Consider the following 17,704-nt stretch of genomic DNA (forward strand, 5'->3'; position numbering starts at 1 on the left):
AGTAATTTACAACTCATCCATGAATTTCTACAATTGGGTTTTTAAATGTTTTTTAACTAAAATTGTTAAAATACATTTGCCACATCAAAACCAATATTTATGAAAACCATTTTTTTAGCATTAGCTTCTTTGTTTAGTTTAGCATTATTTTCGCAAAACACTATTTCGGGTAAAATTACCAATGAAAAAGGAAAACCAATTGCAGGAGCCAGTATTTACATTGAAGGGACTTATGACGGGGCGACAAGTTCTGGAACAGGTGAATTTTCTTTTGAAACAACAGCAACTGGAAATCAGTTCCTGATAGTGAGTTTTTTAATTTATGATACATACAAACAGGAAATAGATGTTGCTAATTTTAAAAACCAAACTGTTAAATTAAGAGAAAATGTAAATGCTCTTGATGCGGTTATTGTTACGGCTGGGACATTAGAATCTGGCAATAAAGCCAGAGTTTCAGTTCTTAAACCACTGGATATTGTTACTACTGCGGGATCTGCAGGGAATATTGTTGCTGCTTTGCAGACTTTGCCAGGAACACAAACTGTTGGTGAAGACGGCCGTTTGTTTGTCCGCGGAGGAGAGGCAAGCGAGACCCAAACTTTTGTTGACGGAATTCGGGTAGCGCAGCCCTATGGAGCATCCACTAATAATTTGCCGACACGCGGCCGTTTTTCTCCTTTTTTGTTTAGCGGTATCTCTTTTTCTACTGGAGGATATTCTGCTGAATATGGTGAGGCTTTGTCAAGTGTATTGCTTTTAAATACACAAGACGAACCGGATCAAAATAAAACGGATATTTCTTTTATGACCGTTGGGCTGGGTTTAGGGAATACGCAAAAATGGAAAAAAAGTTCGTTGAGCGTAAATACTGCTTATATAAATCTTGCGCCTTATCAGGCAGTGATTCCTCAAGATGTAGATTGGAACAGCCCGTATCAGTCATTATCCGGCGAAACGGTATACCGTTATCATTTTACAAACGGAATCTTCAAATTATATGCAGCGTTTGATTCATCAAAATTTGATTTGAATCAGAAAAATATAAACTTCGAGGATAAAATCAGAACCGATTTAAATAATAATAATTTCTATCTGAATGCTTCTTACAATGGAACTTTTGGAACAGGCTGGCACTTAATTTCAGGAATAAGTTATGGTTACAATACTAATAAAGTAAAGTTTAATGAAAGTGATGTTGACAGCGATGAAAACGCCGCGCAATTGAAATTGAAGCTGAAAAAACATTTTTCAAATTATTTTAATTTGTCTTTTGGCGCAGATTACTTTATTACAAAATTCAATGAAAATTTTGATGATAACATTGCGCTTAAAGCTTCAAATGGCTACGACTCAAACATTGCTGCTTTTTATACCGAAGGAGATATTCTGTTTTCTAAGTATTTAGCTTTAAAGGTTGGTTTACGACTTTCGAATAATAGTTTATTAGAGGAAACCAATATTGCTCCAAGAGCTTCGGTTGCCTATAAAGTTTCAAGAAGCAGTCAGTTTTCTTTTGCTTATGGAGATTTTACTCAAACTCCTGTGGTAGATTACATCAAATATTCAAAATACCATCAGTTTGAGAGCGAAAAGGCAAGACACTATATTTTGAATTACCAATTTACAAAACCGGGGCAGACTTTTAGAGCCGAAGGGTATTATAAGGATTACAGCAATTTGGTTCAATATGATACGAAAGAGATTCAGTACAATTCATTTTTCAGCAATAATGGTTCGGGGTATGCAAAAGGATTGGATTTATTTTGGAGAGACAGTAATTTGTATAAAAACTTAGAATATTGGATTTCGTATTCTTATATTGATTCGGAAAGAGATTATAAAAATTTCCCGACTATGGCAACTCCAAATTTTATTGCCAATCATAGTTTATCAATTGTAACCAAATATTTCATTACCGATTGGAAATCACAAATCGGGTTCACGAATAGTTTTAGCACAGGAAGACCGTATAATAATCCAAACGAAACAAAATTCATGAACGGAAAAACAAAATCATACAACAGTTTGAGTTTTAACTGGGCCTATTTATTGACCACGCAAAAAATCCTTTATTTCTCAGTTTCGAATATTTTAGGAAGCCAAAATGTTTACGGATACGATTATGCTAAATTGCCTGATGCAAACGGGGTTTATAACAGGCAAGCCGTTACACCGACTGCAGACAGATTCTTCTTCGTTGGTTTCTTCTGGACAATCAGCCAGAATAAAAACGATAATCAGCTGAAGAATCTTTAGAGAAAGATTTAATTGTTTAATCGTTTAAGGGTTTAAAAAAACTTAGCAGCTCAGAATCTCAGAATCTTTAAAAAAAACAATTCATCCTCAAAAATCTACAGTTGAGCAGTTTTAAATTTTAAATCCGTTAGAACTAAAATACTTTTGAAGTATAAATTTATTAACCGTTTCAATCATCAAAAAAAATAGAGAATAGCATCTCAAAAACTTAGTAATTAATTAAATAAAACTAGAAATTATGACCAAAATTATCACTACAATCGCTTTTTTTATCTGCAGTTTATTATCTGCACAAACACAATTTGAACAAGGAATGGGTAAAGCTTTCGGGCTTTGGAAAGAAGGAAAAAATACAGAAGCTTCGGCAATGTTCGAAAGAATAGCATCTGCAGAAAAAAACAGTTATTTGCCAAACTATTATGTTGCCTTGATAAACACAACTGCAGCTTTTACTGAAAAAGATAAAACAAAACTCGATTTGATGCTTACAAAAGCGCAGGATGCTTTAGACATTGAAATGATTAAAGACCAAAACAATGCCGAATTGTATGCAATGCAGGCTTTGATTTACACGGCTTGGGTAGTTGCTGATCCAATGACAAACGGACAAAAATACTCGGCTAAAGTAATGGAAGCTTACGCAAAAGGAAAAGCGATAGACCCTAACAATCCAAGAGTTGTTTTTGGTGAAGCGGATTATCAGCTGGGAGGAGCAAAATGGACAGGTGTTGATACAAAACCATTATGTGCTCAGATTGATAAAGCTGTTGAACTTTTTGGTACTTTTAAACCCGAAACTTCTTTCTCTCCAAAATGGGGATTAGAAAGAGCTCTGGAATCGCAAAAAAACTGTAAATAAATACCTTAGCTTACTTATGAAAGATCATAGAAATACATTTGGAAATTTGAGAAGCGGAACGATTATGTGTTTCAAGATTTCTATGGTCTTTACAGTAATATTTTCAGCTTTTCTGGGTGCTGATTTGAGCATAAAAAATGTATTGCTTACGTTCTTTTTAAGTTGTCTTTACTCTTTCGGGCTGGGTTTTGGCAATGGTTTTCTTAATGTTCTTTTGGACAGAAAATGGGATTGGCTGGAGCAAACTAACTTAAGAGTATATTTTGGAATCATGGTTACTGTTTTGTACACAGTTCCTGCAGTTTTAGGAGTAAATTATATTGTTTTTGTGGTTATTCAAAATCTGCCTTTAGGAAATTTTTTTAGCGAAAGAATGATTTGGGTACACCTTTTTTACATCATTTTATCTTTGGGAGTTTCGACTTTTATGCAGGCCAGAAGCTTTATGGTAAAATGGAAACAGGCTTCCAAAACCGAAGTAACCCAACAGCGAATTATAGCCGGAACTGCCAACGCAAAGTTTGAGACATTAAAGAACCAAATTGATCCGCATTTTCTTTTTAACAGCTTGAATGTTTTGAGTTCATTGATAGAAGAAAATCCAGACAATGCACAGCGGTTTACTACTTCTTTGTCTAAAATTTACAGGTATGTATTGGAACAAAAAGATAAAGAACTGGTTTCGGTTGCCGAAGAGCTGTCTTTTGCCAAAACGTATATGAATCTTTTGAAAATGCGTTTTGAGAACAGCCTGTTTTATGAATTACCAGAAACAGTTATAAATCCTGATGCCAAAGTGGTGCCGCTTTCGCTGCAGCTGTTATTGGAAAACACGGTAAAGCACAATGTGGTCAGCGAACAAAAACCGTTACACATTCGGATATTCATTGAGGGAGATTATTTGGTTATTCAAAATGATTTTCAAAAGAAGGAAGTAATGCAAAGCCGTCAGGGAGTTGGATTACAGAATATTGTAGACCGCTACGGGATTATCACCGGCCGAAAGGTTTTGATAGAACAGAATGAAAAAACATTTACAGTTAAGATTCCTATTTTAACTAAACAAATCAGTGTTATGGAAACAACTTTTAATTACATGGAAAACGGGGCTTATTACAGAGCTAAAAAGAGAGTGGAACAGCTTAAAGGATTTTACGGAAATTTGATTTCGTATTGTTGCGTGATTCCGGTTCTGGTTTTTGTTAATCTTACTTATATGCCACAATTTCAGTGGTTTTGGTTTTCTGCCTGCGGTTGGGGATTTGGTTTGATTATGCATGCTTTTAAGATCTTTGGATACGGAAGCAACTGGGAAGAAAGGAAAATTAAGGAAATATTAAATAAAGAAGAAAGTAAACAAAATTGGAAATAGCAGTAAGCGGTTCAGCATTTTAGTGTTCAGTTTTTAATTTAAAATCTAAAAATTTCAATAGTCATGGAAAATCAATATACAGAAGAAGAGCGCTATTTTATAGCGAAAAAAAGAGTAGAGGAGATAAAAGGGTTTTATGGAAACCTAATTTCTTATATTGTGGTCAATTGTTTTTTAATAGCAATAAATTTAACGACTTCTCCAAATCATTTGTGGTTTTATTGGCCTTTATTGTGGTGGGGATTTGGAGTTGTTTTTCATGGTTTAAAAGTGTTTAATTATATGCCTTTTCTAGGCAAAGACTGGGAAGAACGAAAAGTGAAAGAATTTATGGAAAAAGAAAAACAGGCAAAAAAAACTTGGGAATAATAAACTTTACATAATAACAGAAATGGAAACAAATTATGCTGAGGAAGAACGCTATTATCAAGCTCAAAAACGAGTACAGGAGATTAAAAAATTTTATGAGCATTTGACGGTTTATGTTCTCTGTAATCCAATTGTAATAGTCGTAAACCTTATGACATCACCAGAATATTTATATTTTTGGTGGAGTTTGTTGGGCTGGGGGATAGCGATTGTTCTGCATGGGCTGAAAGTTTTTAATTTTGCACCATTTTTTAATAAAGAATGGGAGGAAAGGAAAGTTAAAGAATTAATGGAAAAGGAAAAACCAACTACAAAAACGTGGGAATAATAGATGAGCTGCTAAGAATCTAAGTTTTTGATAATCTAGGTTTTAAATATTAGCGGCTTAGAATCTTAGTTTCTATTTAATAATAAAAACAAAACACAATGAGAAGATATAGAAAACAGTTATTTGAAAATTTTCAGGATGAAAATTTCAATCCAGATACAAGATATGAATTGGCTTATAAACGAGTAAAGCGAATCAAAGGTTTTTATATACACGCGTTAGTTTATGTGCTTGTAAATGCATTTATAATCATATCAGCATTTAATAAAAGTGAAATAGGAAGCGAGTTTTTTTTTAAATGGGAAACTTTTTCTACAGCTTTCTTTTGGGGAATAGGATTGCTGGCACATGGGTTATCAGTTTTTGGAAGAAACCTTTTTTTTAGTGCCGACTGGGAAGAAAAGAAGATTAGGGAGTTTATGGATAAAGAAAAAACAAAAAGTGGGAGTGAGGTGGAGTATTCAGAAAAACAGAAAAGTACTCTAGGGAATTTGAAAATCTGCAATCTGAATACTATAACTGCAATCTCTAACCTTTAACTTCTATGTTCTAATTTCTATCCTAAAAAAAATGACCACAATAATAATAGAAGACGAAAAACCGGCGGCAAGATTACTGCAGCGCAAATTAGAAAAAATTAATATTCAGGCGGAAGTAATGCTGCATTCTGTAGAAGAATCAATTGACTGGTTTTCAAAAAATGAACATCCCGACTTAATATTTTTGGACATACAATTATCCGATGGTCTGTCCTTCGAAATCTTCGAAAAAATAAATATAAAAAGTGCAGTAATTTTCACGACAGCTTATGATGAATATGCACTAAAGGCATTCAAATTAAACAGCATCGATTACCTCTTGAAACCCATCGATGAGGATGATTTGGAGACTGCAGTTTTGAAATTCAAAGACCGTTTTGAGTCAGCACTTTCTGCAGGGAAAAAATCATTGCAGCTGGATTTTGAACAAATCAAAAAAATGTTTTCAAACCCTTTTGAAAAAACATTCAAAAAACGATTTACCGTAAAAATAGGCCAGCACCTCAAGGTGATTTCTACTGATGAAATTGAATGTTTTTTTAGCGAAAACAAAGGAACTTATATTCATACTTTCGATAACAGAAATTATTTATTGGACTCCACTTTGGAAGTTTTGGAGCAGGAAATTGACGCTTCAGAATTTTATAGAATCAGCCGAAAATTCATTATTCCGCTCAAGGCGATAAAGGAAATAACAGTGTACAGCAATTCCAGATTAAAGATTATTTTGCCTACTTATAAGGATGATGATGTGATTGTAAGCCGTGAAAAGGTGTCGGATTTCAAAAATTGGATTGGCTGAAAATTACTTAAAATCATCATTGATATAATTTATTTTAAAATACTGAATTTGTATAAGTTAAGTATTGTGTATAGATTTTGTTTATGACGATTTTAAAACCAAAAAAGGTCTAAATAAGCTGAAATTTTAATGATTTTTAAGATGAAGAAGCAAGAATTCAATTCTTGTTTTTTTTCGCTTAAAACAAATGGATGTGCGAAATCGGTAATCTTAAATTTAAAGGACACTTGTCTCTTCTATTTCAAATACTAGAAAGATATTTTTTCTTTTTTGAAGATTTTTAGGTTTTGGATTTTTAGTCGGATACTGATAATTTTTTGTTAATCATTTTCCTAAAATTATTTAAAGATTGTACATTCGTTTACTCAGTCACAAACTAATTTTATAAGATGAAATATTTACTCTATTTAGTTTTTCCGCTTCTGTTTTCGAATGCAATTCTTGCTCAAAAAGCAGCCGTTTATGATAATTATACTGCTTTGGAAAAAGAGGTTTTGAGTGATAAAAATACCATTTATGTAGTCAACTTTTGGGCTACCTGGTGTGCGCCCTGTGTGAAAGAATTACCCTATTTTGAAAAATTAAATTCGGAAAATAAAAGTGTAAAAGTGGTGCTTGTAAGTTTGGATTTTAAGAACCAGTATGAAACTAAATTACTGCCGTTTTTGAAAAATAAAAAGATTAATTCTGAGGTGGTTTTCCTTACGGATAAGGATTATAATTCTTGGCTTCCGATAGTTAGTAAAGACTGGTCGGGCTCAATACCGGCGACATTAATTATCAAAAACGGGAAGAAAATTTTTGCTGAAAGAATCTTTTCAAGCTATGAAGAACTCAATGAATATGTAAACAAGAATATTAACTAAACCATTTATATTATGAAAATTTTGTCAGGTCTTTTATTGTTTGTCTCTGTTCTTTTTATTTCGGGATTTACTGTTGATACTCCAGCTCCCTATAAAATTGGAGATAAAGCCACTGATTTTAAATTAAAATCAGTTGATGGGAAAACGTACAGCATGTCGGATTTTAAATCGGCAAAGGGCTTTATAGTCGTTTTTACGTGTAATCATTGTCCTTTTGCTAAAAAATATGAAGACAGGATTAATGATTTGGCTAAAAAATACAAACCGCAAGGATATGTTTTATTAGCGATTAACCCGAATGATCCGGCAGTAGAGCCTGATGACAGTTTTGAATTAATGAAAGCCAGAGCTAAAGAAAAAGGTTTTGCATTCCCATATCTGTTTGATGAAGGTCAAAAAATATATCCTCAATATGGAGCGACTAAAACGCCGCACGCTTTTTTATTGGATAAAAACCTTGTTGTAAAATATATTGGAGCCATTGACGATAATGTGGATAGTGCTAATGATGTAAAAGAGAAATACCTTGAAAATGCTATTGCGGCTCTTGAAAGCGGAAAAACACCTTCGCCAGAAACTACAAAAGCAATAGGCTGTTCGATTAAAGCAAAGAAATAATAAAATAATTTGCCATTTTATGGAACTGAAGAAGAGTAAGAACAAGTTTGTTTTTACTCTTTTTTATTTTATGTAAACTTTTCGAATTCCTATTAAAACAAATATCAATGCGGAATAGATGATGAAAAATGGAGCAATCATTTCTATCCAGCCCAAAGGCAGCAAAATTGCTATCAGCAGTAATTGAAAGCCTAATCCATACAGGGAAACAAGTGTCATGAACCAGTTTGGAAACGATTCTGCTTTATAAGCTTCTTTGTCCAAATAATGGATAATGGTATCGAAAACACCATAAACGAAAGTGTATATTTGGAAAAAAACATCTACAGTTTTTTGGCTTTCGCCTGCTAATGCAAGAGGTGATTTGTCTTCGAAAATTTTACTGGTTGTGTCTCCTCCATCTAATTTATGTCTTAGAATCACATAGTAATAATTATACAGAGTTCCTTGTAATTGTATGCCTATAAATGCTAAAAGTGTAATCCAGAATGTGGTTTCGGAGACATAGCAAATAGACATTAAAAGCAAAAAATTAAGGATAATATCAAATATGCTGTCGAGGTATCTTCCAGTATATGAGGGCGTGTTTTTTGTACGCGCAAGTTCTCCATCAACGGCATCAATTATTGATTTTAAAATGATGAAAAAAGACGCTAAAAAGTGATGGTTTTTCAAAATACAATAAACCGCAATCAGTCCCGAAATTCCAAAAAGCAGCGTTATGTGTATGGGAGTAAATCGAGTATTTTTTAACTGATTTGCAAAAAATATCGCAAATGGCCTTCCATAATCGGATAAGTCAAGGAATTGATTTTGTGTGGCGAGTTTAGACATTTTTTGATTTGAAAATAATAAGATGTGACAATATAGTCAGGCTACAAAAGTAAGTCTATTTTAAGCATTAGAGTAGTAAACAGAAGTTAAAACAGCAAAAAATGCTTTTATAAGCAGATTTTTCAAAGAAGTAAATCTGTCTATAAAAGCATTTTGAATTATAGTAATAATGTTATTTGCTCAATCGGTGCAAAGTATACGTCATTGCTGTTAAAAGAAAAAAGGCGTTGACTTGGTGAGCTAAACCCAGCCAAAGCGGAACCTGGTACAGCAAGGTGTAAACTCCTAATATAAATTGCAGAAAAACGATGGCTACCAAAGCATTTAGTCCATTTTGCTGTTGGGTGCTGAGGTTGTGCTTTTTGCCTTTGAAATACAGGAATAAAATGAATCCTACTACAACGTATGCTAATATTCTGTGAACGAACTGCACACCGCTTTTTCCTTCGACTAGGTTCAGGAAGAGTGTTTTTTGTTCGATGAATACGCTGTCGTGAATGAATTGCCCGTCGCTCATCATTGGCCAATGATTGTGTATTAGTCCTGCATTTAGACCCGCAACGAAACCTCCATAGATTATTTGGAGAAGCAAAAGAATCAATGTGATTCGAGCTATTTTTTTTAAGGAAAGTATTGGAGTTTTTTTATCAGGATAAATTAGATCCAATGCCACCCAAAGTGTGTAGGCAAAAGTGATGAAAGCAAAAGTCAGGTGCAGGGAAAGTCGAAAATGACTCACATCCGGATTATCGACTAAACCGCTTTTTACCATGAACCATCCAAAAAATCCCTGCAAAGCTCCCATTCCTAAAAGGATAAAACATTTGTTTAAAGTGGCTCGGTCAATTTTTTTCTTCAACAAGAAATAAAAGAACGGAAGGATAAATACAAGACCAATTATTCTTCCTATAAAACGGTGAAACCATTCCCAGAAATAAATAAATTTATAATCGGATAGGGTGAAATCGTTGTGGATGTTGATTTTTTGGTATTCAGGAAATTGTTTGTATTGGTCGAAAGCTTCCTGCCATTTGGCTTGGGTAAGAGGGGGAAAGGTATCGGTAACCAAATGCCAATCGGTCATTGATAAACCGGAATTTGTCAATCGGGTGATACCACCCACAACAACCATTATAAATACTAAAAAGCAACCAGAAAGAAGCCAGATAATTACGGATTTGTTATTTTTCATTTTATTTAATTGGGAAATTTTGGGGATTTTGTCTGGTGTCCCAGATGTCTAGGACAAAAATATGAGTGTCAGAAACTGAGTAAATAATTTCAAAATGACTAGAGATTTTCAGTCTTATATTTTGATTCTTGGATTTTATTGAACTTTCAGGAAACGTTATAAGTTGTTGCAATGATTCTTGGAATAAAACATTAAATTTTTCACTATAACTTTTAGATTTATTTCTTTTGTTCCAATATAAAAAAATGGAAGTTCTAGATTCTCGGGCAAAGCTTGTCCAAACTATTATTCTTGTTCTTCGAACCATTTTTCTATTTCAATTTGAGCCTCTTCATCGGAAATATATTCGCCATTTTCAACTTGTTTTAAAGCAATGTCAATTCTTTTTTGTTGCCATTCGTTAAAAACGTAAATTTTTTCAGAATCTACTTTTTCATACGTTGAAGTTGGTTCATGAACTGATGATTCGATAGAGTTTGTAATTTCTTCAATTCTATCTAAAAGAAAACGATCATCAATTGCAATAATTTGCGCTATCAATTTTAATTTTAAATCGGAAGTACTCATAAGTTTCTAATTTTAGTAAAATTAAATAAAATCTTTAAAGATAATTCTAAACGCTAGTTAAACTTTCTTCAATCCCAACTTCTCTGCTCTTTTCATCATAAACTCATAAGCAGAATCATAATCATTGGCAATTTCTCCTTCAAGTATTGCTTCTTTAATGGCTTCTTTTAGCATTCCGATTTCGCGTGAAGGCTTTAGGTCGAAAATTTCCATAATTTCTTCGCCAGAAATGGGTGGTTGGAAATTACGGACGTGGTCGCGTTCTTCGACTTCCACAATTTTCTTGCGGACAATTTCAAAATTGCTGTGGTATTTCCTGAATTTATTCGGGTTTTTGGTTGTGATATCGGCTTCACAGAGCGTCATTAAATTCTCAACATCTTCACCAGCATCAAAAACCAAACGTCGTACCGCCGAGTCGGTTACAATATCCTGTGCCAAAACAATTGGACGGGAACTCATAATAACCATTTTTTGGACAAATTTCATTTTGTGGTTCAATGGCATATGCAAGCGTTCAAATATCTTTTTTGCCATTTTTCCGCCAAGAAATTCGTGTCCGTGAAAAGTCCAGCCTTGTTTTTTGTTGAAGCGTTTCGTTGGTGCTTTTCCAATATCATGTAGTAAAGCCGACCAGCGCAGCCAAACATCGTCTGTGTTTGGGCAAATGTTATCGACAACCTCAAGAGTGTGGTAAAAGTTGTTTTTGTGGGTGTGTCCTTCTATTTCTTCAACCTGATTTAAAGCTGTTAACTCAGGAAGGATAATATCCAAAAGCCCTGTTTTAAACAATAATAAAAATCCAACGGAAGGTTTGTCTGTTGAAAGGATTTTATTCAATTCTTCGACAATACGTTCACCGGAAATGATTTTGATGCGCTCAGCATTTTTGGTTATGGAGTCCAATGAATTTTGGTCAATTTCAAACCCCAATTGAGTGGCAAACCGAATCCCCCTAAGCATACGCAATGGATCATCTGAAAAAGTGATGTCCGGATCTAGAGGCGTTTTTATGATTTTGTTTTCCAAGTCGGAAATACCATTGAATGGATCTGAAAGAACGCCGAAAGTATTTGGGTTTAGTGACAAAGCCAAGGCATTTATCGTAAAATCGCGTCTGTTTTGGTCGTCTTCCAATGTCCCATCTTCTACAATTGGATTTCTGCTGTCGAGATTATAGGATTCTTTTCGAGCACCAACAAATTCAATTTCGGTTTCCTCAAAACGCAGCATTGCGGTGCCATAGGTTTTGAAAACCTGTACTTTTGGTTTTTTAGGAAGCAAATCAGATACTTTTAATGCTAATTCGATTCCGCTCCCAACGGCGACAACATCTATATCTTTCTTGAAATCTCTTTTTAAAAGTAAATCACGCACAAAACCACCAATTACATAACTTTCGACATTAAGTTCTTGGGATGCTTCCGAAATGACTTCGAATATTTTATTATTTAAGGCTTCTTTGTAGTTCATTATTTTTGTTTAGAGTTTAAAGTTTAAAGTTATTTAACTGAAAACTGAAAACTGAATACTGCAAACTATTTGCGAATCACTTTTACCTGGGAATCATTAGTCAGTTTAATAATTGTGGACGGTTTTCCGGCAATTTTATCGCGATGCAAATTTACAACATAGTCAACGCCTTTTATAATTTCGGGACTAATTTCTTTAAAACTTTTTGGAGCAGGTTGGCCTGAAATATTTGCAGAAGTAGAGACCAATGGTTTTTTCATGCGTTCCATCAATTTAAAACAAAAAGGCTCTTTGACAAGGCGAATACCCAAAGTATTATCGGGTGCAATAATATTTGGAGCCACATTTCGAGGTTTGTCTAGAACTAATGTTGTAGGATTTTCGGAAAAATCCATAATTTGCCAAGCAACTTCTGGTATTTCCTTGAAAACATTGTAGATCATTTTTTCACCATTCATCAGGCAAATCATACTTTGAGTTTCAGCTCTTTGTTTGAGTTTGTATATTTTGGCAACAGCTTCAGGATTGGTAGCATCACAGCCAATTCCCCAAACGGTATCAGTAGGGTAGAGTATGATTCCGCCTTCTTTTATGACTTCAAATGCGTTGTGTACTTCTTGATTGATGTCCATTTTGTTTTAATTTAATTGTCTTTTTCCTCTTGTTTTATCAATAGTTTGGTTTATAGTGTTTTAAATTTTTCTTTAATGATTTTTAGCCATTATAAGTGCATAAAGCAACAGATAATTTCATATTGTTAAAGAGGCTATTGAAAAATAAACTAACTTAAAGTGGTTAAAATATCAAAGAGTTTTGTCTTTTATAATTGATATTGTAATGAAACTTGGAATTGCATGTTTATTTTATTGTCATGAAATTGATACTGAAAGTGTCTCATTTGGGCAAAGTTGAGTTTTGCTTGAACTCCTAAATTGCCAAATTTTCGATAAGCATAAGTATTTAATCTTAAATCGACCCATTTGTGGTCGTAATCTGTATAAGCATCATAATAAAAGTCCATATTATGAGCATAACGTTCTAGTTGTATTCCCCATACTTTGTCTTTTTCCCAAACACTAAAATCTAAAGTTTGTAAGTTGCTTCCAGGTCCAATTCCTGCTCCTAAAACTTGACTTTGATTGGTATATCCATGAAGTATAATACTATGTATATACCAAGCACCTGCGGGTCTTACAATGCGATCGGCGCTCTGTTCCAAATGGGTTGTTTCAAAATTTACTTTTAAATACTTGTTTTTATATTTGTTAAGCATAAATATTTTGTTGAAACCGAAAAGATTGGCTCTGGAATGCTCTGGGGAATCAAATAAGTCCCAAATATTTGAGGAATGGTCGTTCCAGCCGCTTTCACCATAAAATTCGAACTTGGATTCTTTCATTGCCCATCTAAAAAAGAGAGAAGCTACTTGATCTCTGCTTTTAGCATCTTCTCCACTTAAATTATTTTTCTGAAACGGAGTGAAAATTGGCATATAATCAGAAAAACCGCTTCCCATATCATCGCGATATACCTGTAAAGCACGGTTCAATCCTACAAAAAGCCCGGGAACCCATTTAGGGTGATAGTTTATCGAAATACCGTTGATGTAGCGCCAATCATTAGATTTTGGTATTTCATAATCTACACCATCAATTATGAACTGCGATTTTGGACTGGTTAAACCCGAACTTTCCAGTTTTCCTGAGATGATTTGACCTTCAAAGCTTCCTATTATGGTTTCTACAGGTTTTCTAGTATTCAAGGTGAAATGTAAAAACCCTGGTGCAGTATTACTCATGATTAATGAGTTCCTAACTCCAGGTCCCCACCATAAGTTCTCAGTAGATAAACCAATAGAAAATTTGTTTATGTTAACCTTAATATTACTTTGTCCCCAGTTTAATTTACTATAGTGGTTTTCTCCAAAAGGAGCTGGCAAATCAGTATAATTTAAATAATAGGCATTCAATAATCGAGTTGCATTTGATTCCGTTAAGGGGAAAATTTCATAATTAGGATTTGAAGCATATACATATTCTGGTTTTAATTGTACACTCAAGATCCCATATTGAGCATATAAACCAGTAGTTAGAAGAGTTTGATATCCTTTGGCAGGAATCATGGCACCATCATTCCAATCATAAGGAGAAAAAGTATTGTATTGTTGGATTAAAGTAATTGGAAGTGCTTTTATATTTAGCTTTTCAGTTGATTTTGTTTGCGTAGAGTCAATTAAATCTAATGCTAAAGGCCTTAAAGTAAAGGAAATTAAAGGGTTTCCATTGCCTAGTAGTTGTTCGTTTCTTCCTCTTTGTTCTATTAAATCAATAGATCCTACAGGGATGTTTTGCGAAAATAAGTTGTTGCTAATTAATAAGAAAATTAAAATTCGAAATTGTATGTTCATATATCGGTATTTGTTTACAAGGGGGGTATTCTATTGTTTAAAAACACAAAGGTAATTTTTATATTTTATTTCTTGACTAAAACTAAACAGTATACGTTTTGTGAATGTTGTAATGCCTTTAAATTCAAATTTAAAAGCGCAAGATGTTTTTTAATAAAATCACATTGAATTGAGGAGAATATTTGTATAAGTAATCCAAATTAAACCTTTTGTAAGTTTTGTGTGATTAATTGTTGCATTAAATCTAATGTTTTATTTTTAACTCATTAAGTAGGTAAAATCATCAGTCTAATATTACTAATTAAGATGAATGTGATTATACTTTTAATTTTTTTAAAGGTTAAGGGATACTAATTGGGGTATTTCCTTCAATTTCTAGAATGTATTTCAGCCAATTTGTAAAGCTATATTTGTTTTTTATAGCAGGATTTATATTGTTATAATTAGACCTAAGAAAAGTATCAATATAATTATAATCGCAATTTTCATTTAAAATAAGGATGTTTTTATCGTTATAAAAATCGTAGTTTTTAACAGTTGAATTTGTTGTAATTAGCTTTTTATTGTAGCCAAGAGCTTCAAAGGGTCTAAGTGACAATCCAGAATGTACCGTATTTTGACTAAGGTCAATAATGCATTTACAATTAGCAACCATTTCTAGGTTTTCATAATAACTAAGCCTTTTTTTTGCAAAGGTTATATAAGGATATTTTTTTAGTTCTTTTTTAGGGGAACAGCCTAAAATTATATTTAATTTATACCCTTTTGCAAAAAGTTTTTCACAAATAGAGATTAATTTCTTCATTCGGTTATCGTATGAACCAATGTAATAGATATCATATTCTGGAGATTTGTTTTGAAATAATGATTCATAACAATCAAAATAGAAATTTGTAGCTGGATAAGTTTTGTCCTTTTGATATAAATCATTTTTGTCAAAGACATAAAATTTGTCAAAAAGTGGGATTAATGGAATTGCCTCTCTAAATCTCGAAAGTCCGTCCCATTGATAGGCATAATTATTAGGAGTTAATTTGATTATTTCTTTGATTAGTATTCGGTCAAAAATATCTGGTCGAATAGTAAGACTGTAATCAGCATTAGTTAGCACTGATGTTTTTTTTGAAAGAGTATCAAAATTAAATTTCCTATGAAGTTCTTTCTTATATTGTTTGTCTTTGATTATATTTTTTCTAAATAAGTTTATAATGAGGTCTTTTATATTTTTATATTTGAATTTTTCAGTTAAAGTTATAATTTGAGTAAAAAAGCCAAGGTGTTTTAAATTGTCTTCAATGCAAGAATATATTTTAACATCTGGAGTTATTGCTAAAATAATTTTTTGTTTTGAAATGGTTTCATATTTTTTGTTTATGGCGCATAGAAAGTGCTAGACTTTCCTGCATTTTTAAAAGTTTTAAGAATATAGATCTATTTTTCTTTTTAAAAGGAGCTTTCAGCATATACGAAAGAATTAAAAAATATTTGATAACTATATATTTTAAAAAGCCAAAATTTTTTCTTGTAACATATAAATATGAAATAAGATGCTCAATTTTTAGGTTTATGTTAAAAGAAGAACTTTTCCCTTCTAAATGAATGTACTTTAAATTAGGTAAGAAATAGGTTTTGTATCCTTTTTTTAGTAATCTATAACAAACATCAGTTTCTTCGTAATACAAAAAAGTATTGGGATCAAAGCCTCCTATTGAATGAAATGCTTCTGCTCTAAAAAACATAAAACTCCCTATAATGAAATCAACAACAATGGGAGCATTGTATTTTTTCAACATTGAAGGTTTTTTTGGCTGGGTAAAAGCAAGGAATTTTTTTCCAAATAATTTATAACGAATTCCTTCGAAAGGCCTAAATGAAGTAGTTTCTTTTCCTTGTTCGTTTATTATTTGAAGTCCACAGACTCCCGCATTTTGATTTTCTTCCATAAAAGAAATTAGGGATTCAAATACAGCTTCAACAAACAAAACATCACTATTTATGAAAGCATAATAGTCACCTTTAGCATATTGGAACCCCAACATATTACCTGCGGCAAAACCTAGATTAATTTTACTTTGAATGAAAGTTACATTGTCAATGTTTTTTAAATTATTAATGAGATGTTCTACTTCTTCTTCTTTTGAAGCATTGTCAACAACAATAATTTCTGTACTTTTACTCTCTTCAAAAGCATTAATTGATGAAATGCAATTAAGAGTTAGAGAAGAAGTATTGTAATTTATTATAATTATCGAAATATGTTTTTTTTTCATAGCTGTAAAATTACATTTTTTTAAAGAGGTATTATAAATTAAACTTAAAAATGAAAAAGATACAAGTAGGTTTTTTATTGTCTTATGATTATCTGAAACTTAAAAAGTCTATTCCTCCGGTTTATAAGGGAGCAGATGAAATTTTTATTGCAATAGACAAAGAATATCGTACATGGTCTGGACAAAATTTTGAAGTTGATGAAACTTTTTTTGAATGGATTAAAGAAATTGATGTGGATAATAAAATTAGATTATATAGAGACGATTTCTATATTTCCGAATTATCCGCAATTGAAAATGATACTCGTGAACGCCATCTTCTATCACTTAAAATGGGTATTGGTAATTGGTTAATCCAAGTTGATGCGGATGAGATTTTCATTGATTTTGAAAAATTCATCAAGGAATTGAGGAAGAGAGATAATTATCTTAAAAATCCTGAAAAAACTCCAATTCAAATAGCTGGTTTTCTAGTTCATTTGTATAAATATACTGAAAATGGTATTTTATATGTGAATGCTCCTCATAAATTTATGTTAGCTACTAATTATCCTAATTATAAATGCGCGAGACAAACGAAACAACGAGTTATTTATACTAATACAATATTACTTCACGAAACCCTTTGTAGAACAGAAGATGAATTACGATTTAAAATCGAAAATTGGGGGCATAATGTAGAGGTAAATAGCACCTTTTTAGAAAAATGGATTTCAGTTAATGAAGATAATTATAAGGAATATGAGAATTTTTATTATATAGAACCTGAAAGATGGAAAAAACTAGGTTTTTTAAAATTTAAAGAAGATAAAGAATTGTTGCAAATGGTTGAGAGTAATAAAGACCTTAATATTTCAAGGTCTTATCTTTTTTTTAAGAATTTTGGACAATGGATTAATTCTTTTTTTAAATGATTATCATTGATTAATATGTTTTAGGCTACTGACTT

18 protein-coding genes are annotated in these 17,704 nt (G+C 32.4%); 10 read left to right on the forward strand and 8 right to left on the reverse strand.

Going from position 1 to position 17,704, the window contains the following annotated elements; all coding sequences use genetic code 11:
- Positions 1-99: 99 nt before the first annotated feature.
- The 9 genes from CLU83_RS01540 (at position 100) to CLU83_RS01580 (ending at position 8,012) form a co-directional block, all read left to right on the forward strand.
- Positions 100-2,259 (forward strand): TonB-dependent receptor, encoded by a 2,160-nt coding sequence (locus tag CLU83_RS01540; RefSeq protein ID WP_100429986.1) that lies wholly within the window; start codon positions 100-102, stop codon positions 2,257-2,259.
- A 238-nt stretch (positions 2,260-2,497) separates the two neighbouring features.
- On the forward strand, positions 2,498-3,118 hold the full coding sequence (locus CLU83_RS01545) for a hypothetical protein (protein ID WP_100429987.1): 621 nt from the start codon (positions 2,498-2,500) through the stop codon (positions 3,116-3,118).
- 16 nt (positions 3,119-3,134) lie between these two features.
- Positions 3,135-4,490, forward strand: coding sequence for a histidine kinase (locus CLU83_RS01550; RefSeq protein ID WP_100429988.1), 1,356 nt, complete (start codon positions 3,135-3,137; stop codon positions 4,488-4,490).
- 63 nt (positions 4,491-4,553) lie between these two features.
- Positions 4,554-4,859, forward strand: coding sequence for a 2TM domain-containing protein (locus tag CLU83_RS01555; RefSeq protein ID WP_100429989.1), 306 nt, complete (start codon positions 4,554-4,556; stop codon positions 4,857-4,859).
- A 22-nt stretch (positions 4,860-4,881) separates the two neighbouring features.
- On the forward strand, positions 4,882-5,187 hold the full coding sequence (locus tag CLU83_RS01560; RefSeq protein WP_100429990.1) for a 2TM domain-containing protein: 306 nt from the start codon (positions 4,882-4,884) through the stop codon (positions 5,185-5,187).
- Positions 5,188-5,285: 98 nt separating this feature from the next.
- On the forward strand, positions 5,286-5,726 hold the full coding sequence (locus CLU83_RS01565) for a 2TM domain-containing protein (protein ID WP_100429991.1): 441 nt from the start codon (positions 5,286-5,288) through the stop codon (positions 5,724-5,726).
- A 31-nt stretch (positions 5,727-5,757) separates the two neighbouring features.
- Positions 5,758-6,528 carry a LytTR family DNA-binding domain-containing protein gene (locus CLU83_RS01570; protein ID WP_100429992.1) on the forward strand — a complete coding sequence of 257 codons (771 nt, stop codon included), beginning with the start codon at positions 5,758-5,760 and terminating at the stop codon, positions 6,526-6,528.
- 389 nt (positions 6,529-6,917) lie between these two features.
- The gene (locus CLU83_RS01575; RefSeq protein WP_100429993.1) at positions 6,918-7,394 is read left to right on the forward strand and encodes a TlpA disulfide reductase family protein; all 477 of its coding nucleotides are present in this window, start codon (positions 6,918-6,920) and stop codon (positions 7,392-7,394) included.
- Between the two features lie 12 nt (positions 7,395-7,406).
- Positions 7,407-8,012, forward strand: a complete 606-nt coding sequence (locus tag CLU83_RS01580) for a thioredoxin family protein (protein ID WP_100429994.1) — start codon at positions 7,407-7,409, stop codon at positions 8,010-8,012.
- Positions 8,013-8,075: 63 nt separating this feature from the next.
- Here CLU83_RS01580 and CLU83_RS01585 read toward each other — a convergent pair whose 3' ends face one another.
- The 8 genes from CLU83_RS01585 to CLU83_RS01625 form a co-directional block, all read right to left on the reverse strand.
- The gene (locus CLU83_RS01585; protein ID WP_100429995.1) at positions 8,076-8,846 is read right to left on the reverse strand and encodes a CDP-alcohol phosphatidyltransferase family protein; all 771 of its coding nucleotides are present in this window, start codon (positions 8,844-8,846) and stop codon (positions 8,076-8,078) included.
- 172 nt (positions 8,847-9,018) lie between these two features.
- Positions 9,019-10,038 carry a COX15/CtaA family protein gene (locus tag CLU83_RS01590; protein ID WP_100429996.1) on the reverse strand — a complete coding sequence of 340 codons (1,020 nt, stop codon included), beginning with the start codon at positions 10,036-10,038 and terminating at the stop codon, positions 9,019-9,021.
- A 285-nt stretch (positions 10,039-10,323) separates the two neighbouring features.
- The gene (locus CLU83_RS01600) at positions 10,324-10,605 is read right to left on the reverse strand and encodes a hypothetical protein (protein WP_100429998.1); all 282 of its coding nucleotides are present in this window, start codon (positions 10,603-10,605) and stop codon (positions 10,324-10,326) included.
- A 57-nt stretch (positions 10,606-10,662) separates the two neighbouring features.
- Complete coding sequence (locus CLU83_RS01605) at positions 10,663-12,078, reverse strand: CCA tRNA nucleotidyltransferase (RefSeq protein ID WP_100429999.1); 1,416 nt, start codon at positions 12,076-12,078, stop codon at positions 10,663-10,665.
- Positions 12,079-12,143: 65 nt separating this feature from the next.
- Positions 12,144-12,710, reverse strand: a complete 567-nt coding sequence (locus tag CLU83_RS01610) for an L-threonylcarbamoyladenylate synthase (protein ID WP_100430000.1) — start codon at positions 12,708-12,710, stop codon at positions 12,144-12,146.
- A gap of 188 nt (positions 12,711-12,898) precedes the next feature.
- A complete protein-coding gene (locus CLU83_RS01615) occupies positions 12,899-14,485 on the reverse strand; it encodes a capsule assembly Wzi family protein (RefSeq protein ID WP_100430001.1) in 1,587 nt (528 codons plus the stop codon).
- A gap of 340 nt (positions 14,486-14,825) precedes the next feature.
- Positions 14,826-15,596 (reverse strand): hypothetical protein, encoded by a 771-nt coding sequence (locus CLU83_RS01620; RefSeq protein ID WP_100430002.1) that lies wholly within the window; start codon positions 15,594-15,596, stop codon positions 14,826-14,828.
- Between the two features lie 247 nt (positions 15,597-15,843).
- Positions 15,844-16,755: a glycosyltransferase family 2 protein gene (locus CLU83_RS01625; protein WP_100430003.1), complete on the reverse strand. Its 912-nt coding sequence runs from the start codon at positions 16,753-16,755 to the stop codon at positions 15,844-15,846.
- A 50-nt stretch (positions 16,756-16,805) separates the two neighbouring features.
- Here CLU83_RS01625 and CLU83_RS01630 point away from each other — a divergent pair, with 50 nt between their 5' ends.
- The gene (locus CLU83_RS01630) at positions 16,806-17,669 is read left to right on the forward strand and encodes a hypothetical protein (protein ID WP_100430004.1); all 864 of its coding nucleotides are present in this window, start codon (positions 16,806-16,808) and stop codon (positions 17,667-17,669) included.
- Positions 17,670-17,704: the final 35 nt, after the last annotated feature.

Source organism: Flavobacterium sp. 1, assembly GCF_002797935.1.
Classification (GTDB): domain Bacteria; phylum Bacteroidota; class Bacteroidia; order Flavobacteriales; family Flavobacteriaceae; genus Flavobacterium.

What these genes read in the sequence shown, in the direction of transcription:
- CLU83_RS01540 (WP_100429986.1), top strand. Translation starts at nt 100, where the DNA reads ATGAAAACCATTTTTTTAGCATTAGCTTCTTTGTTTAGTTTAGCATTA.
- CLU83_RS01545 (WP_100429987.1), top strand. Translation starts at nt 2,498, where the DNA reads ATGACCAAAATTATCACTACAATCGCTTTTTTTATCTGCAGTTTATTA.
- CLU83_RS01550 (WP_100429988.1), top strand. Translation starts at nt 3,135, where the DNA reads ATGAAAGATCATAGAAATACATTTGGAAATTTGAGAAGCGGAACGATT.
- CLU83_RS01555 (WP_100429989.1), top strand. Translation starts at nt 4,554, where the DNA reads ATGGAAAATCAATATACAGAAGAAGAGCGCTATTTTATAGCGAAAAAA.
- CLU83_RS01560 (WP_100429990.1), top strand. Translation starts at nt 4,882, where the DNA reads ATGGAAACAAATTATGCTGAGGAAGAACGCTATTATCAAGCTCAAAAA.
- CLU83_RS01565 (WP_100429991.1), top strand. Translation starts at nt 5,286, where the DNA reads ATGAGAAGATATAGAAAACAGTTATTTGAAAATTTTCAGGATGAAAAT.
- CLU83_RS01570 (WP_100429992.1), top strand. Translation starts at nt 5,758, where the DNA reads ATGACCACAATAATAATAGAAGACGAAAAACCGGCGGCAAGATTACTG.
- CLU83_RS01575 (WP_100429993.1), top strand. Translation starts at nt 6,918, where the DNA reads ATGAAATATTTACTCTATTTAGTTTTTCCGCTTCTGTTTTCGAATGCA.
- CLU83_RS01580 (WP_100429994.1), top strand. Translation starts at nt 7,407, where the DNA reads ATGAAAATTTTGTCAGGTCTTTTATTGTTTGTCTCTGTTCTTTTTATT.
- CLU83_RS01585 (WP_100429995.1), bottom strand. Translation starts at nt 8,846, where the DNA reads ATGTCTAAACTCGCCACACAAAATCAATTCCTTGACTTATCCGATTAT.
- CLU83_RS01590 (WP_100429996.1), bottom strand. Translation starts at nt 10,038, where the DNA reads ATGAAAAATAACAAATCCGTAATTATCTGGCTTCTTTCTGGTTGCTTT.
- CLU83_RS01600 (WP_100429998.1), bottom strand. Translation starts at nt 10,605, where the DNA reads ATGAGTACTTCCGATTTAAAATTAAAATTGATAGCGCAAATTATTGCA.
- CLU83_RS01605 (WP_100429999.1), bottom strand. Translation starts at nt 12,078, where the DNA reads ATGAACTACAAAGAAGCCTTAAATAATAAAATATTCGAAGTCATTTCG.
- CLU83_RS01610 (WP_100430000.1), bottom strand. Translation starts at nt 12,710, where the DNA reads ATGGACATCAATCAAGAAGTACACAACGCATTTGAAGTCATAAAAGAA.
- CLU83_RS01615 (WP_100430001.1), bottom strand. Translation starts at nt 14,485, where the DNA reads ATGAACATACAATTTCGAATTTTAATTTTCTTATTAATTAGCAACAAC.
- CLU83_RS01625 (WP_100430003.1), bottom strand. Translation starts at nt 16,755, where the DNA reads ATGAAAAAAAAACATATTTCGATAATTATAATAAATTACAATACTTCT.
- CLU83_RS01630 (WP_100430004.1), top strand. Translation starts at nt 16,806, where the DNA reads ATGAAAAAGATACAAGTAGGTTTTTTATTGTCTTATGATTATCTGAAA.